The sequence below is a fragment of the Pseudomonas sp. 2VD genome (assembly GCF_005503585.1).
GTDB classification, from domain to species: domain Bacteria; phylum Pseudomonadota; class Gammaproteobacteria; order Pseudomonadales; family Pseudomonadaceae; genus Pseudomonas; species Pseudomonas aeruginosa.
Genome location: NZ_SCND01000108.1, coordinates 1 through 15,882 on the forward strand (window position 1 = coordinate 1; position 15,882 = coordinate 15,882).

General features: G+C 67.2%; 15 protein-coding genes and 1 pseudogene. 6 read left to right on the forward strand and 10 right to left on the reverse strand.

Annotated features, from left to right (window positions below; all coding sequences use genetic code 11):
• The 8 genes and pseudogenes from FFS27_RS14145 to FFS27_RS14180 form a co-directional block, all read right to left on the reverse strand.
• A pseudogene (locus FFS27_RS14145) lies at window positions 1–126 on the reverse strand (C4-dicarboxylate ABC transporter); the annotation flags it as partial.
• Between the two features lie 48 nt (window positions 127–174).
• Window positions 175–1,170 carry a TRAP transporter substrate-binding protein gene (locus FFS27_RS14150; RefSeq protein WP_003110262.1) on the reverse strand — a complete coding sequence of 332 codons (996 nt, stop codon included), beginning with the start codon at window positions 1,168–1,170 and terminating at the stop codon, window positions 175–177.
• 113 nt (window positions 1,171–1,283) lie between these two features.
• The gene (locus tag FFS27_RS14155) at window positions 1,284–2,111 is read right to left on the reverse strand and encodes an HpcH/HpaI aldolase/citrate lyase family protein (protein ID WP_003134274.1); all 828 of its coding nucleotides are present in this window, start codon (window positions 2,109–2,111) and stop codon (window positions 1,284–1,286) included.
• Window positions 2,112–2,121: 10 nt separating this feature from the next.
• Window positions 2,122–3,324 (reverse strand): CaiB/BaiF CoA transferase family protein, encoded by a 1,203-nt coding sequence (locus FFS27_RS14160; RefSeq protein WP_003110264.1) that lies wholly within the window; start codon window positions 3,322–3,324, stop codon window positions 2,122–2,124.
• Between the two features lie 55 nt (window positions 3,325–3,379).
• Entirely contained in the window at window positions 3,380–4,732 is a 1,353-nt protein-coding gene (locus tag FFS27_RS14165; protein WP_003134275.1) for an MmgE/PrpD family protein, read from the reverse strand.
• A gap of 38 nt (window positions 4,733–4,770) precedes the next feature.
• Window positions 4,771–5,151, reverse strand: a complete 381-nt coding sequence (locus FFS27_RS14170; protein WP_003085915.1) for a VOC family protein — start codon at window positions 5,149–5,151, stop codon at window positions 4,771–4,773.
• Window positions 5,152–5,165: 14 nt separating this feature from the next.
• Window positions 5,166–6,326, reverse strand: a complete 1,161-nt coding sequence (locus tag FFS27_RS14175) for an acyl-CoA dehydrogenase family protein (RefSeq protein ID WP_003085913.1) — start codon at window positions 6,324–6,326, stop codon at window positions 5,166–5,168.
• Between the two features lie 45 nt (window positions 6,327–6,371).
• The gene (locus FFS27_RS14180; RefSeq protein ID WP_023101472.1) at window positions 6,372–7,199 is read right to left on the reverse strand and encodes an FAS1-like dehydratase domain-containing protein; all 828 of its coding nucleotides are present in this window, start codon (window positions 7,197–7,199) and stop codon (window positions 6,372–6,374) included.
• Window positions 7,200–7,315: 116 nt separating this feature from the next.
• Here FFS27_RS14180 and FFS27_RS14185 point away from each other — a divergent pair, with 116 nt between their 5' ends.
• Window positions 7,316–8,212, forward strand: coding sequence for a LysR family transcriptional regulator (locus FFS27_RS14185; protein ID WP_003085908.1), 897 nt, complete (start codon window positions 7,316–7,318; stop codon window positions 8,210–8,212).
• Window positions 8,213–8,233: 21 nt separating this feature from the next.
• Here FFS27_RS14185 and FFS27_RS14190 read toward each other — a convergent pair whose 3' ends face one another.
• Complete coding sequence (locus tag FFS27_RS14190; protein WP_003085907.1) at window positions 8,234–9,178, reverse strand: LysR family transcriptional regulator; 945 nt, start codon at window positions 9,176–9,178, stop codon at window positions 8,234–8,236.
• Window positions 9,179–9,397: 219 nt separating this feature from the next.
• On the opposite strand from FFS27_RS14190, the gene FFS27_RS14195 reads away from it, so the two are divergent.
• Together FFS27_RS14195 and FFS27_RS14205 are read left to right on the forward strand one after the other, a co-directional pair.
• On the forward strand, window positions 9,398–11,593 hold the full coding sequence (locus FFS27_RS14195; RefSeq protein WP_023101473.1) for an FUSC family protein: 2,196 nt from the start codon (window positions 9,398–9,400) through the stop codon (window positions 11,591–11,593).
• A 268-nt stretch (window positions 11,594–11,861) separates the two neighbouring features.
• Window positions 11,862–12,128, forward strand: a complete 267-nt coding sequence (locus FFS27_RS14205; RefSeq protein ID WP_003085904.1) for a DUF2790 domain-containing protein — start codon at window positions 11,862–11,864, stop codon at window positions 12,126–12,128.
• A 217-nt stretch (window positions 12,129–12,345) separates the two neighbouring features.
• On the opposite strand, the gene FFS27_RS14215 is transcribed toward FFS27_RS14205, so the two are convergent.
• Window positions 12,346–13,905 carry a sigma-54-dependent phenylalanine hydroxylase transcriptional regulator PhhR gene (locus FFS27_RS14215; protein ID WP_022580712.1) on the reverse strand — a complete coding sequence of 520 codons (1,560 nt, stop codon included), beginning with the start codon at window positions 13,903–13,905 and terminating at the stop codon, window positions 12,346–12,348.
• Between the two features lie 284 nt (window positions 13,906–14,189).
• Here FFS27_RS14215 and phhA point away from each other — a divergent pair, with 284 nt between their 5' ends.
• The 3 genes from phhA to FFS27_RS14230 form a co-directional block, all read left to right on the forward strand.
• The gene (gene phhA / locus FFS27_RS14220; protein ID WP_003114241.1) at window positions 14,190–14,978 is read left to right on the forward strand and encodes a phenylalanine 4-monooxygenase; all 789 of its coding nucleotides are present in this window, start codon (window positions 14,190–14,192) and stop codon (window positions 14,976–14,978) included.
• A 104-nt stretch (window positions 14,979–15,082) separates the two neighbouring features.
• Window positions 15,083–15,439 carry a 4a-hydroxytetrahydrobiopterin dehydratase gene (locus FFS27_RS14225; protein WP_003085898.1) on the forward strand — a complete coding sequence of 119 codons (357 nt, stop codon included), beginning with the start codon at window positions 15,083–15,085 and terminating at the stop codon, window positions 15,437–15,439.
• Window positions 15,436–15,882 (forward strand): aminotransferase class I/II-fold pyridoxal phosphate-dependent enzyme (locus FFS27_RS14230; RefSeq protein ID WP_137952066.1); only part of this gene is annotated, 447 nt, incomplete at its 3' end. The genes FFS27_RS14225 and FFS27_RS14230, both read left to right, overlap by 4 nt.

A 15,882-nucleotide genomic window follows, 5' to 3' on the forward strand; every position in this document is an offset into this window, starting at 1 on the left:
GTCGTAGAACAGGGTGAAGACGTTGGTCATCACCACATAGAGGAAGGTCACCAGCGTCATCGCCGCCAGCAGGAAGGCGATAGCGCCCTCCTCGAAGCGGTTCCAGACGCGCACGAGTCGATTCATCGCAGCGTTCTCCACAATGCCCCGCCCGGCCGGGCGGGGCCGGACGGGTCAATCGGGACGGTTGGAGGCTTCGGCGGCCTGGAGCAGGTCAGCGCCGACATTGCCGCGGAATTTCTGCCATACCGGCTGCATCGCCTGGCGCCAGTCGGCGCGCTGCTGCGGGGTCAGGGTATGGATCTCGCTGACGCCACTGGCGAGGATGCGCTGGCGGGCGTCGCGGTTGAGGCGCTCGGCCTCGAGGTTCACCTGCACGGTGACCTCGTCCATGATCCGCTGCAGCGCTTCGCGGATGTCCGCCGGGAGGCCGTTCCAGAACTTCGCGTTGGTGATCACCATGTAGTCCACCAGGCCGTGGTTGGACTCGGTGAAATACTTCTGCACCTCGTTGACCTTCTGGCTCTCGTAGTTCGACCAGGTGTTCTCGGTGCCATTCACCACGCCGGTCTGCAAGCCCTGGTAGACCTCGGCGAAGGACATCTTCCGGGAGATCGCGCGGAGCTGGCGGAACTGCTCGTTGAGCACGTCGGACGCCTGCACGCGGAATTTCAGCCCGCGCGCGTCTTCCGGCTCCAGCAACGGGCGATTGGCGGAGAGCTGCTTCATCCCGTTGTGCCAGTAGGCCAGGCCGAGGATGCCCTTGCCCTGCATGCTGGTCAGCAGGGCGCGCCCCTGCGGGCTGCGCTGGAAGCGGTCGACCGCCTGGATGTCGTCGAAGAGGAACGGCAGGTCGAAGATCTGCACCTTGCGCGTGTACTGCTCGAACTTGGCCAGGGACGGCGCCAGCATCTGCACGTCGCCCAGCAGCAGCGCCTCCATTTCCTTGCCATCGCCGAACAGCGACGAGTTGGGATAGACGTCCACCTCGACCCGGCCGCCCAGGCGCTGTTCGACGAGCTTCTTGAACAGCAGCGCGCCCTGGCCCTTGGGCGTGTTTTCCGCGACCACGTGGGAAAACTTGATGACGATCGGCTGCGCGGCATTCGCCAGGCAGGAGCCACCGATCGCCAGGGCGCACAACAGCGCCCGTACCATCGTCTTGAACATTTCGTGACCTCAGATTGTTGTTGTGCTTTCGAGGTATCGACGAGCCTGACGCAGCCGGCGCGTTCGGAGAATTCGCCATTGCTCAAGCCCGCGTTCGCGTCTGTCGAACGCGTTCAGCCCCCCTCCCCGGCCCGCTCCAGCAGGCGTCGCGCGCGTCCCAGCACCGGCGCGTCGACCATTTCGCCGTCGACCACGAAGACGCCGGCACCGGAGGCGCCGGCCTCTGCCACCCGACGCGCCCACTCCAGTTCCGCGAGACTCGGCATCAATGTCTGGTGGATCGGCTCGACCTGGCTCGGATGGATGCACAGCAACCCGCCGAAGCCCATGTCGCGAGCGAAGCGCACTGCCTCGACCAGTCCGACACGGTTCTGGATCGCCGGGTAGACGCCGTCCAGCGGCGGCGCCAGGCCTGCCAGGCGCGATTGCAGGAGCAGCGCGTAACGGGCGTGACCGAGAATCTGTTCGGCTGCGTTGCTGCCGGTGTTGAGATCGAGATCCAGGGCCAGGTCGAGGCTGCCGAAGGACAGCCGCTCGACCCCCGCGGCGGCGGCGATCTCGCCCAGCGCGGCAAGGCCGCGGGCACTCTCGACGATGGGCCAGACCGGCTTGCCGCTGGCCACGGCGGCGTGGCGCACCTGGGCGGCGCTCTCCACTTTCGGCAGGAGCAGGCCGATCACTCCGGCGTGGTCGCGGCACAGCGCCAGGTCGTCGGCATGTCCGGGATGCTCCGCCGCGTTGATCCGCACCAGCACCCGGGCTTCCGGCGTATCGACGAGGAAACGCCGGAGATTGGCCCGCGCCTCGACCTTCAGCCCCTCCTCCACCGCATCCTCGAGGTCGACGATGACCCGGTCGGCGCCGCTGGCAAGGGCCTTGGGGATCCGCTCCGGGCGGGTCGCCGGGACGAACAGCGCGCTGCGCACGATCTGTCGGTTCATGTCCGTCTCCTCATACCGTTCCGGTCGCGCGCAGGCGCTGGATATCGGCCGCGGTACAGCCCAGTTCGGCAAGCAGCGCGTCGCTGTCGCCGCCCAGCGCCGGCACCGCATCCATGCGCGGAACGAAGGCGCTGCTGCTGGCCGGCGGCAACAACGCCGGCAGGCGCCCGGCCGGGCTGTCGATGGAGGTCCAGCGTTGCCGCGCCTGTAACTGCGGGTGCGCCCAGACCCCGGCCATGTCGTTGACGTGGGCGTTGGCGATCTGCGCCTGTTCCAGGCGCGCCACCACCTCGGCGGCCGGCAAGGCGGCGAAGGCTTCGACGATCAGCGCACGCAGCTCCTCGCGGTTGGCCGAGCGCTTGAAGTTCGCCGAGAAGCGTTCGTCGTCGGCCAGCTCCGGGCGGCGCAGGACCTTGTCGCAGAAGGCCCGCCACTCGCGCTCGTTCTGCAGGCCGAGCATCACCGTGCCGCCGTCGCCGGCGGGGAATGGCCCATAGGGGTAGATGGTCGAGTGCGAAGCGCCGGCGCGCGGCGGTGGCGGCGCGTCCTGGTAGGCGTAGTACATCGGGTAGCCCATCCACTCCACCAGGCTCTCCAGCATCGACACGTCGATGCGGCTGCCCTCGCCAGTGCGCTCGCGGAGCAGCAGGGCCGAGAGGATGCTGCTGTAGGCGTACATGCCGGCGGCGATATCGGCGATCGAACAGCCGGCCTTGGCCATCTCGTTCGGCCCGGCGCCGCCGGTCACCGAAAGGAAGCCGCCCTCGCTCTGGATCAGCAGGTCGTAGGCCTTCTTCTTCTCGTAGGGACCGCCTTCGCCGTAGCCGGAGATATCGCAGACGATCAGTCGCGGGAAGCGCTCGCGCAACGCCTCGTAGGACAGGCCCAGGCGCGCGGCGGCGCCCGGCGCGAGGTTCTGCACCAGCACGTCGGCGCCGGCCAGCAGCTTCTCCAGCAACGGCAGCGCCTCGGCCTGCTTGAGATCGAGGCTGAGGCTCTGCTTGGAACGATTGGTCCAGACGAAGTGCGACGACAGGCCGTTGACCCGCTCGTCGTAACCGCGGGCGAAATCGCCGACGCCGGGGCGTTCGATCTTGATCACCCGCGCGCCGAGATCGGCCAGTTGGCGGGTGCAGAAGGGCGCGGCGATGGCGTGCTCCAGGCTGACCACGGTGATGCCGTCGAGCGGGCGCGGCTGGTGGGATTGCGTCATGGGTCGGACTCCCTGCCCTCGTCCGTCGAAGACGAGGTGCGGCTGGTTCGGTTGATCAGATCAGGGGCGTTACGGAAGGCGCCTGACGCAGGCCCCAGGCCCGCTGGATAAGGATCTCCGCCTCGGCGCCGGTGGCCGCGCCGGAAAACGCCAGCAGGCGGCGGAACTTGTCGGCCAGCTCGTCGCGGCTGAGGGTATTGCCGGGATCGCCCTTGGGTTCGTCGATGGCGGCGGTATGGCGCCGCCCTTCGCCATCCAGTACTTCGACCCGCCCGAGCCAGCGCTGCGGATAGGCGGCGTCGACCTCCGGGTCCAGGCGCATCTCGACCCGCTCGCGGAACGCAGCGACCCGTGGGTCGCTCAGCGCATGCCGATGGAACTCGCCGAGGCCGGCCTTGCCGTACACGGCGATCAGGCCCAGCACGGTGCCCATGGAGAACTTCGCCTGGTGCACGGTCTGCGGCTCGACCACCCGGCCGAGCACGTCGATGGCGCCCTGGTGGACCCGCGCAGTGACCGCGGCGATCTGCGAGTGATCGAGCCCTTCGCGCTGCATCAGCGCCAGCAGCGCGTCGGCCGCGGGATGGGTATGGCGGCACGAGGCGTGGAACTTGAACGAGGTTTCCAGCAACGCCCAGCGGCTGCCGAGGCGATCCACCAGGCGCTCGGGGTCGGCGTCGCTGGACATCCCGGCGGCCATCCCCTGCTCGCCTTCGAGGATGTGTCGCGCGCCGCTCAGGCCGTCGGCGGTGAGATAGGCGGCGAGCAGCCCGTCGGCGGCGGCCTTGGCGGTATGCAACTGCTTGGAATCGGCGGCGTCGCGGAGGAACTCCCAGAGCCCGGCGGCCTGGGTTCCGGCGCTGCCGAGCAGGTCGACGAAGCGCTCGCGGTCGAAGTCCATCAGCTTGCCCACCGCCACTGCCGCGGCGAGGGTGCCGACCGTGGCAGTGGTATGGAACACCCGGTAGTGGGAACGACCGAGGAATTCGCCGATGCGGATGCCGGCCTCGTAGCCGGCCACCGCCGCGAGGATCAGCTCGGCGCCACTGCGGCCGAGGTCCTGGGCCGCGGCCAGGGCGGCAGGGAAGACCACTGCCGCGGGGTGCAGCACCGAGCTGTTGTGCAGGTCGTCCTGCTCCACCACGTGGGAAGCCGCGCCGTTCACCAGGGCGGCGAAATACGGCGAGCTGCGCCGCCGGCTGGGCAGGATCTGCGCGCTACCATCGGCCGGGCCCATGCGTTCGGCGTAGCGCTCGAACAATGGGATCGGATGCTGGCCCTTGCCGGCCAGCGCCGAGCCGAGCCAGTCGAGGAACAATTCTTCCATCCGCGCCAGCACCGCCGGCGGCAGGTCCTGGTAGCGCAGGCCGGCGAGAAAGCCGGCGAGTTGCTGGGTGTAGTCGGTCATGACCAACGCTCTCTTGTAGTTGTCCCGAGGCACGCGGCCTACAGCGGGTTGCTCAGTTCGATCAGGTTCAGGTCGGGGTCGCGCAGGTACAGCGAGAGGATCGGCCCGCCGGCGCCGGTGCGCTGCACCGGGCCCTCGAGGATTTCCACGGCCTGCTGGCGCAGTTGCTCGGCCACCGCCTCGAGTGGCGTGGCGACGATGAAACAGAGGTCGGCGGACCCCGGCGTAGGTCGCTCGGCCTTGGGTTCGAATTCGCCCCCGGCCTGGTGCAGGTTGATCTTCTGCGCACCGAAGGCGAGGGCCTTGCGACCCGCGCCGAAGGTAACGGCGCGCATACCCAGTACGCGGGTGTAGAAATCGATGCTGGCGTCGATGTCGCGGACGGTGAGCACCAGGTGGTCGAGACGGTCGATCTGCATGGGCGGCTCCCGCTTCAGAACGAGCGCGGCAGTTCGAGCAGGTGCTCGGCCACGTAGGACAGGATCAGGTTGGTGGAGATCGGCGCCACCTGGTACAGGCGGGTCTCGCGGAACTTGCGCTCGACGTCGTACTCGCAGGCGAAGCCGAAGCCGCCGTGGGTCTGCAGGCAGGCGTTGGCCGCCTCCCAGGAAGCTTTCGCCGCCAGGTACTTGGCCATGTTCGCGCTGGCCCCGGCGTTGAGCCCGGCGTCGTACTCCTGGCAGGCGCGCCAGCGCATCAGGTCGGCGGCCTCCACTTCGATGTGCGCCTCGGCGATGGGGAACTGCACGCCCTGGTTCTGCCCTATCGGCCGGCCGAAGACCACGCGGTCGCGGGCATAGTGGCTGGCCTTGTCGATGAACCAGCGGCCGTCGCCGATGCATTCGGCGGCGATCAGGGTGCGCTCGGCATTGAGGCCGTCGAGGATGTAGCGGAAGCCCTTGCCTTCCTCGCCGATCAGGCTATCGGCGGGGATCTCGAGGTTGTCGAAGAACAGCTCGTTGGTCTCGTGGTTGACCATGTTGGCGATCGGCTGCACGGTCAGGCCCTTGCCGATGGCCTCGCGCAGGTCGACGAGGAAGATCGACATGCCTTCGGACTTGCGCTTCACCTCGGCCAGCGGCGTGGTGCGCGCCAGCAGGATCATCAGGTCGGAGTGCTGGATCCGCGAGATCCACACCTTCTGCCCGTTGATCACATAGCGGTCGCCCTTGCGCACGGCGGTGGTCTTGATCTTGGTGGTATCGGTGCCGGTGGTCGGCTCGGTCACCCCCATCGACTGCAGGCGCAGCTCGCCGCTGGCCAGCTTCGGCAGGTAGAAGCGCTTCTGCGCCTCGCTGCCGTTACGCAGCAGCGTGAACATGTTGTACATCTGCCCGTGCACGGTGCCGGAGTTGCCGCCGCAGCGGTTGACTTCCTCCAGGATCACCGAGGCCTCGGCCAGGCCCAGGCCGGAACCGCCGTACTCCTCCGGGATCATTGCCGAGAGCCAGCCGGCGTCGGTCAGGGCCTTGACGAAGGCCTCGGGAAAACCGCGCTGCTCGTCGATGCGGCGCCAGTAGGCGGCGTCGAATTCGGCGCAGAGGGCACGTACGCCCTCGCGGATCGCGTTCAGCTCTTCGCTGTTCGGATTCATCGGTGACTCCTCGATTCTTGTCGTTGGATGGGCGCTGGGGCCCTTTCAGTCGAATTCCACGTCGCCGCGCTGGGCCAGGCCGGCGCCATTGCCGACCCATACCTCGGCCTTGCCGGCAGCGAGCAGGCGGCCACCGACCTCGAACGGCTCGGGACAGATCAGCGGGCGCAGGCCGCGATAGGCGAAGCGGCGCAGGCGTGCCTGCGGATTGGCCCGGCAGAACGCGCGCAGGGCCAGGGTGGCGATCAGCGGACCGTGCACCACCAGGCCCGGATAGCCTTCGGCGTCGGTGACATAGGGCCAGTCGTAGTGAATGCGGTGGCCGTTGAAAGTCACCGCCGAGTAGCGGAACAGCAACACCGGATCGGGTTCCAGCGCCTCGCGCCAGTCGCCCTCGGGCAAGGCCTCGGTACCGCCGAGCTTGGGCGGGGTCGGTTCGCGGTAGACGATGTCGTGCTCTTCCCTCAGCGCCAGCTGGCCGTCCTGGCGGTAGTCGTGGCGCAGGGTGACGAACAGCAGCGCGCCGCTGCGACCGTGCTTCTCCTCGACCCGAAGGATGGTCGAGGTGCGGCTGGCCTCGCCGCCGACCCGCAGCGGCTGGTGGAACTCCAGGCGCCCGCCGGCCCACATGCGGTTGCGATCGTCCGCCGGCGGCAGGAAACCGCCGCGCGCCGGGTGGCCGTCGACGCCGAGGCCGGCGGCCTCCACCGGGTCCTGGAAGAACGCCCAGTGCCAGAGCGGCGGCAGCGCTTCGCCGTGGGCCGGGGTCGGCTCGCCGAAGGTGGCGGCGATGCGCTTGACCAGGTTGCGGCTCAATTGATCGTGGGTTTCTTCCTGGCGACCGATCCAGGGGGCGAAAGCGGACTCACTCATGCGTGGCTTCCCATGACCTAGGGGGTGATGGGAGGAGAATGATAGGATGCTAGCGTTTTGAGAATTTGCAATTACGCAATGGCGCGTTCGGATTTGCCGAACGCCATGGAGTGCCCATGCATTTCGATCTCGCCGACCTGCGCCTGTTCATCCATATCGCCGAGTCGCCCAGCCTGACCCAGGGCGCGCGCCGCGCCTTCCTTTCCCCGGCCGCCGCCAGCGCACGGGTCAAGGCGCTCGAAGGCCAGCTCGGCAGCCGCCTGCTGTACCGCGACAGCCGCGGCGTCGAACTGACCCCGGCGGGCCAGCGCCTGCTACAGCACGCGCGGCTGATCATGCGCCAGGTGGAATACCTGAAGAGCGAGTTCACCGAGTACGGCAGCGACGCCGCCGGGCATATCCGCATCTTCGCCAATACCACCGCGGTCACCGAATTCCTTCCGGAAATCCTCGCCGGCTTCCTTGCCGCTCGTCCCGGCGTCACCGTCGACCTGCAGGAACGCCTCAGCCGCGACATTGTCCGCGGCGTGCTGGACGGCTCCACCGACCTCGGCATCATCGCCGGGCCGGTGGCGGCCAGTGGCCTGCAGGTCCTGCATTTCAGCACCGACCGCCTGGTGATGGCGGTACCCCAGGGCCATCCGCTGGCCGGACAGGCCAGGGTACGCCTGCGCGACACCCTGCAGTTCCAGCATATCGGCCTGCCCGAGGGCACCACCCTGCACGCCTTCCTGTACGAACGGGTGGAGCAGATGGGCGAGCAGCTATCGCTGCGCATCCAGGTCTCCAGCTTCGAGGCGATCTGCCGGATGATCGAGGGCGGCGTCGGCATCGGCGTGATCCCGCAGTCCGCCGCGCGCCGCCACAGCCGGACGATGAAACTGGCGACCATCGAACTCGACGAGCCCTGGGCGATCCGCGAGCGCAGCCTGCTGGTACGCGACCTGGAAGCACTGCCGAGTTGCCTGCGGGCGTTGATCGAGGAGTTGCAGAGGGTGGGAGACAGCCTGTAGGGGGCCGCCCACCACTCCCGCTCAGTTCGCCAACCCACCGCTCTCCGCCAGGCTGCGCTCGTCCGCGGCGAGCATCGCCGGCATGTGCTCGCGGAGGAACTCGACCCAGGTGCGGATCTTCGCATCCAGGTACTGCCGCGAGGGGTAGAGGGCGTAGACGTTGAGATGGAACAGGCTATAGCGCGGCAACACCCGCACCAGGCTGCCGTCCTTCAGGCCGTTGACCGCCGCGTACACCGGCAGCGCGCCGATACCCATGCCGGAGACCACCGCCTCGGTCATGGCGTCGGCGGTGTTGACCTGGAAATGCGTCTGGTTGATGCAGGCCAGTTCCTGGCCGTCGGGCCCGTCGAACAGCCAGCGGTCCAGCGACATCACCGAGTTCACCAGGCGCAGGCAACGGTGCGCGGACAGCTCCGCCGGCAGCTTGGGGAAGCCGTGCGCGGCAATGTAGCCCGGCGAGGCGCAGAGGATGCTGTAGGTCTGGCCGATGCACTTGGAGACGAAACCGGAGTCCGGCAGTTCGGGGGCTATCACCACGGAAATGTCGTAGCCCTCGTCGAGAATGTCGGTGATCCGGTTGGCCAGGGTCAGGTCGAAGCCAACCTCCGGGTAGGTCTCGCAGTATTGCGAGATGGCCTTGATCAGGTAGTGCTGGCCGATGCCGGTCATCGCGTGGACCTTCAGCGTGCCCGACGGCCGCGCATGGGCGTCGCCCGCCTCGGCCTCGGCCTCCTCGATGTAGGCGAGTATCTGCTGGGCGCGCATCAGGTAGCGCTGCCCGGCTTCGGTCAGCGCGATGCGCCGGGTGGTGCGATGCAGCAGGCGGGTCTGCAGGTGGGCCTCCAGCTTGGCCACCGCACGGGAGACATAGGCGGTCGTCAGGTCCAGGCGCTGGGCGGCGGCAGTGAAACTGCCGGTCTCCGCGACGCTGACGAACGCGCGCATATTGAACAGGATATCCATCACGGCCCTCTAGGCTCTGACGCTTATGGCGCGTCTCTTTTCCACGCAACCCGGAGGACACCCCAAGGCGGCGCAGATTCTGTCACGAGTCAACCCACCTATTATTGCCTTTTGTGACAAAAATTTTTCACCTATCCGAGCTCTTATCCGCAAGCGCGGGCGCTCCTAGAATTCCCAGCCGTTTCGGCCTCCCCTCGCCGTCGTTCAGGATTCGCAGCAGTGCCCCGCGCCACCCGGAAAGGTCTCCCCCTGGTTCCACCGGCTCCCCTCACGTTCTTTCCCAGCCCCGACGAATTGCGCCGCGCCCTGCTCGAATGGGCGCGTAGCGACGGCGTCGCCTGGGTCTTCGTGTTCAAGGCCCTGCTCACCGCCAGCCTCGCCCTGTGGCTGGCCTATCGCCTGGAGCTGCCGCAGCCAAGCACGGTGCTGGTGACGGTCTTCATCGTCATGCAGACGCAGAGCGGGCAGGTCCTGGCCAAGAGCTTCTACCGCATCGTCGGAACCCTGATCGGCCTCAGCGTGATGGTCACTCTGATCGCCCTGTTCGCCCAGGAGCGCGTGCTGTTCCTTGCCTGTCTGGCGCTCTGGGTCGGCCTGTGCACCGCCGGCGCCGCGCGCTACCGCGATTTCCGCGGCTACGCCTGCGTACTCGCCGGCTACACCGCGACCATGATCGGGATTCCAGCCACCGCGCACCCGGAAGGCGCCTTCATGGCGGCGCTGTGGCGGGTCCTGGAAATATCCCTGGGCATCCTCTGCACCGGTACCGTCAGCGCCATCTTCCTGCCGCAGACCAGCGGCGCCGCCCTGCGCAACACACTCTATGGGCGCTTCCGCGACTTCGCCGAGTTCGCCGCCGAAGGCCTGCAGGGCAGCCTCGACGGCGAGCGCTTCGGCGAGCTCAGCGCGCGCTTCGTCGCCCAGTCCGTGGGCCTGGAAAACCTGCGCAGCGCCACTACTTTCGAAGATCCGCACATGCGCCTGCGCAGCGGCCGGCTGATTCGCCTGAACAACGAATTCATGGTCATGACCAGTCGCTTCCACGGCCTCCACCGCCTGCTCGAACGCCTGCGCGGGCGCGGGGCGCAGAATGTCCTGGTGGTCCTGGCGCCCTGCCTGGCGGAGCTTGCCGGGCTGCTCGCGCCGATTCGCGAACGGACGCCCACCGACGCCGACGCCGCGCGCCTGGCCGAACGCATCGAGGCCTACAAGCCGGAACTGATGCAGAACATCCGCCAGGCCCGCCAGCGCCTGGTGGAGCAGCGCCCCGGCGAGAACGACCTGCTGGATTTCAACACCGCCGCCGAACTGGCCTTCCGTTTCACCGACGACCTGCACAACTACGCCCTGACCCACGCTTCCCTGGCCGAACACCACCATGCCCGCGAGCAATGGAAGGAAAGCTTCGTCGCCCGCGCCAACCCGGTCGCCGCGCTGGTCGCCGGAGCGCGCAGCGCGCTGATGATCGGCCTGCTCGGCACGTTCTGGATCCAGACCTCCTGGCCCCACGGCGGCACCTTCGCCCTCACCGCGGTACTGATCTCGGCGCTCTCCTCGACCTCGCCGAATCCCGGCCGGTTGTCGCTGCAACTCACCCTCGGGACCCTCGCCGGGGCCTGCACCGGGCTGTTCGTGCTGCTCTACCTGCTACCCCACGTGGACGGTTTCCCGATGCTGCTCTGCTGCCTGCTGCCGGTCTTCGCGGTCGGCGCCCTGCTGCTCTGGCGGCCGCAGTGGAACGGCTACGGCGTCGGCCTGCTGGTGTGGTTCTGCTTCGCCTCGCTGCCGGCCAACATGGCGCGCTACGACGCCCTGGCCTTCTTCAACGAATACCTGGCACTACTCTTGTCGATGGTCCTCGCCACGGTCGCCGCCATGGTGATCCTGCCGCCGAACCGGCCGTGGATGTGGAAGCGCCTGGAGCACGACCTGCGCGAGCGGGTGGTGTTCGCCATCAGCGGCAAGAGCAAGGGCCTGGTCTCCGGTTTCGAAAGCGGCACCCGCGACCTGCTGAACCAGGCCTACACCTTCTCCGCCGGCCGCCCAGACGTGCAGCGCCGGTTGCTGGGCTGGATGTTCCTGGTGCTGGAGGTCGGCCAGGCGATCATCGAGCTGCGCCTCGAACAACAACGCCTGCCCCAGGAGCCCTGCTACGCCGAACGCACCGCCTGGCGCCGGGCGATCCGCCTGATGGGCCGGGCGCTGATCCGGCTGTTCCTGCAACCCGGGCCGAGCAACCGCCAGCGCGCCCTGCACGCGGTGAACCAGGCGATCATGGCGGTACGGGCGGCACCGGAGCCGCGCGCACCGCAGTTCGATACCTCGCCGCTGCGACGGGTGCTCAGCTACCTGCACTTCATTCGCAGCGCCCTGCTCGACCCGCAATCGCCCCTGGGCCAGGAAAGAAACCCGTGAGCCGGTCGCAAAGCCGCGGCACAGAGGGCCGCAAGGGTATTGTTACCGATCCGTACAAGGTTCTTGTCTTGACTGAGTCTATATGTCGCAGCCTATCCGAACTTACAATTAACCCAACAGCCGAAGTTAACTCCCGTTGCACTTCGACTCCGCAACTTGATTGCAGACTTACTTATCCAGCCTTGTTTATCGAGTTGCACCGGTGACCTGTCCGCCTGTCTTCCGACGGCAGATCGTACCCACTCAGAAACTACTCAGGTAAATAGTAATGAAGGCTTTCGCCCTGATGGCCCTGTTCGCCTGCTCGCCGCTGGTGATGGCGGCTGGCGCCCAGGATCAACCTGCCAGCCAGCAGGAAAACGCTGTTGAAGAATATGCCTATGGCATGCAACTGGATGTGGCTCGCGTTATATCTTCAACCGACACTTCCAATGCGTGCGGCATCGTTCCCGCACGCATGACCTACGAAGATTCGAACGGCCAGAAACATACCGTCGAATATCAGGTCTGGGGCAACGGCTGCACTGGCGGCTAAACTCTCCTCGACCTCCGGGTCGACCTCCGAAGGATCGCGCCACGACGGGCAACTCGCCCATCCGGCGCGATCATTGTGTACTCGGCGGCGACAATCCCGCCCCTCGGCGAACATCCTGGCCGTCTTCCCCGCGTCTCATCGTGCTGCCGCCCTTCCACAAGGGCCGACGCCTCCGCCGTTTCTTTCCCAGCCTGCAACAAACCGGCAAGCATGCCGCTCAGCCCTCGCCTTGCCCCACGCCATGCTGGCGCAGCTTGTTCGCCGCCGTGGTATGCGAAACGCCGAGGCGCTTGCCCAACTGGCGGCTGCTCGGATGCTCGCGGAACAGGCGCTCCAGCACCGCCTTCTCGAAGCGCCCGACGATGGCGTCGAGGTCTCCTTCCAGGGAAAAATCCCCCAGCGGCTGCGGCGCGCCGTAGTCCGGCAGGCGGATGTGCTCGGCCTTGACCGTTCCCCCTTCGCACAGCGAAACCGCCTGGAACAGCACGTTTTCCAATTGCCGCACGTTGCCCGGCCAGTGGTAGCGTTCGAGACGTTCCAGCGCCTGCCCGGAGAGCTTCGGCAGGCCGCAGCCGATCTGCCGGCTGGCCTGGTCGAGGAAATGCTCGGCGAGCGGCGCCAGGCCATCCAGGCACTCGCGCAGCGGCGGGATGTGCAGCGAGAGCACATTGAGACGGTGATAGAGGTCCTGGCGGAATTCGCCCTTGGCGCAGAGTTCGGACAGGTCTACCTGGGTGGCGCAGATCACCCGCACGTCCAGGTACACCTCCTCGTCGCTGCCGACCCGGCGGAAACAGCCGTCCTGCAGGAAGCGCAACAGCTTGGCCTGCAGGCGCGGGCTCATCTCGCCGACGCCGTCGAGGAACAGCGTGCCGCCGGCGGTAAGCTCCAGCAGGCCGAGCTTGCCTTCCGGACGGGCGCCCTCGAAGGCTCCCGGACCATAGCCGAACAGCTCGGTCTCGGCCATGGATTCCGGCAGGCCGGCGCAGTTCAACGCCATGAACGGCGACTGCCCGCGCGGGCTGGCCAGGTGGCAGGCGCGCGCCAGCAGCTCCTTGCCGGTGCCGGTCTCGCCCTCGATCAGCAGCGGCGCGTCCAGCGGCGCCATGCGCCGCGCCTCGCGGACCACCGCGGCCATTACCCGCGAACTCTGGAAGATACTGTCGAAGCCACGCAGCTCCTGCTTGCGCACATGGTAGATGCGCTCGCCGACGCGATCCGCGCGATGCAGGGTCAGCACCGCTCCAGCCAGCGCCTCGCTCTCGTCGTGCTCGGATTGCAGCGGCGCGATGTCGGCGAGGAACACGTCGCCCTTCACCTTGACCCGCAGCCCGTTGATCCGCGCCTTGTTGGCGCGCACCAGTTCGGGCAGGTCGAGGTCCTCGACATAGCGCGACAGCGGAATCCCCGGCACCTCGTCGACGCGCACGCCGAGCAACTGCGCGGCGGCACGGTTGGCGGCGACGATCTGCCCGCCCATGTCCACCGAGAGCACCGGGAAGTCCAGAGCGGCGAGCAGCGCGTTGAGTTCCAGGTGCCGGCGCTCGCTGGGCATCAGGCCGACGCGCTTGACCCCGAAGACCCCCGGCACCGCCTCCAGCTTGGGCCGCAGCGACTGCAACTGGAGGTTGATCATGTTCGGACAGAGCAGGTAGATGGCGTTGCCCTGGTCGCCGCCGACTTCGCCGCGATTGACGTTGATGCCGTAGTCGACCAGCAGGTTGAGGATGTCGCGGAGGATGCCTACACGGTTCTGGCAGTGCACTTTGATACGCATGGCGTGGCCCGGTGTTGTCGTTCTGATGGGCTCGCGGCCGGTTTTTTTAACTCCCGGCCGGAAATTTCCGTCAAGAATATGTGACAGTTAGACTCACCAGCAAGAATGCCTGGCCCAATGAACAGGCGACCCAGGACAGTTCGTAAGGAAAACTTTACGAAAACGCCGATTCCTCCCCGTTGCCCGGTCCCTATCCGGGGCTGCACGGACCGTCCCGACGCGGTATCGATAAGGCAACGACAACAACAAAGACCCCGCGGCCACAAGCCGCTCATGGAGTCCGTATGAAAACGACGCAGTACGTGGCCCGCCAGCCCGACGACAACGGTTTCATCCACTATCCGGAAACCGAGCACCAGGTCTGGAATACCCTGATCACCCGGCAACTGAAGGTGATCGAAGGCCGCGCCTGTCAGGAATACCTCGACGGCATCGAACAGCTCGGCCTGCCCCACGAGCGGATCCCCCAGCTCGACGAGATCAACAGGGTTCTCCAGGCCACCACCGGCTGGCGCGTGGCGCGGGTTCCGGCACTGATTCCGTTCCAGACCTTCTTCGAACTGCTGGCCAGCCAGCAATTCCCCGTCGCCACCTTCATCCGCACCCCGGAAGAACTGGACTACCTGCAGGAGCCGGACATCTTCCACGAGATCTTCGGCCACTGCCCCCTGCTGACCAACCCCTGGTTCGCCGAGTTCACCCATACCTACGGCAAGCTCGGCCTCAAGGCGAGCAAGGAGGAACGCGTGTTCCTCGCCCGCCTGTACTGGATGACCATCGAGTTCGGCCTGGTCGAGACCGACCAGGGCAAGCGCATCTACGGCGGCGGCATCCTCTCCTCGCCGAAGGAGACCGTCTACAGCCTCTCCGACGAGCCGCTGCACCAGGCCTTCAATCCGCTGGAGGCGATGCGCACGCCCTACCGCATCGACATCCTGCAACCGCTCTATTTCGTCCTGCCCGACCTCAAGCGCCTGTTCCAACTGGCCCAGGAAGACATCATGGCGCTGGTCCACGAGGCCATGCGCCTGGGCCTGCACGCGCCGCTGTTCCCGCCCAAGCAGGCGGCCTGACGAGAAACGCCGCCGCCGCGGCTGACCCCGCGGCGGCCTTGTACTATGGTGGACGGGCACGGCCCGTCCGCCGCTCCCACATGCGACAACCAAGGACTCCCACCATGACCGCACTCACCCAAGCCCATTGCGAAGCCTGCCGCGCCGACGCCCCGCACGTCAGCGACGAAGAACTGCCCGTGCTGCTGCGGCAGATTCCGGATTGGAACATCGAAGTCCGCGACGGCATCATGCAACTGGAGAAGGTCTACCTGTTCAAGAACTTCAAGCACGCCCTGGCCTTTACCAATGCCGTCGGCGAGATATCCGAGGCCGAAGGCCACCATCCGGGCCTGCTGACCGAGTGGGGCAAAGTCACCGTGACCTGGTGGAGCCACTCGATCAAGGGCCTGCACCGCAACGACTTCATCATGGCGGCGCGCACCGACGAGGTAGCGAAAACCGCCGAGGGGCGCAAATGAGTCATTTCGCCAAGGTCGCCCGCGTACCGGGCGACCCGATCCTGGGCCTGCTCGACGCCTACCGCAACGATCCGCGCGCGGACAAGCTGGATCTCGGCGTCGGTGTCTACAAGGATGCCCAGGGCCTGACCCCGATCCTGCGCTCGGTGAAACTCGCCGAGCAGCGCCTGGTCGAGCAGGAAACCACCAAGAGCTACGTCGGCGGCCACGGCGATGCGCTGTTCGCCGCGCGCCTGGCGGAACTGGCGCTCGGCGCCGCCTCGCCGCTGTTGCTGGAGCAACGCGCCGACGCCACCCAGACGCCCGGCGGCACCGGCGCCTTGCGCCTGGCCGGCGACTTCATCGCCCATTGCCTGCCCGGCCGCGGCATCTGGCTGAGCGACCCGACCTGGCCGATCCACGAGACGCTGTTCGCCGCCGCCGGCCTGAAGGTTTCCCACTAC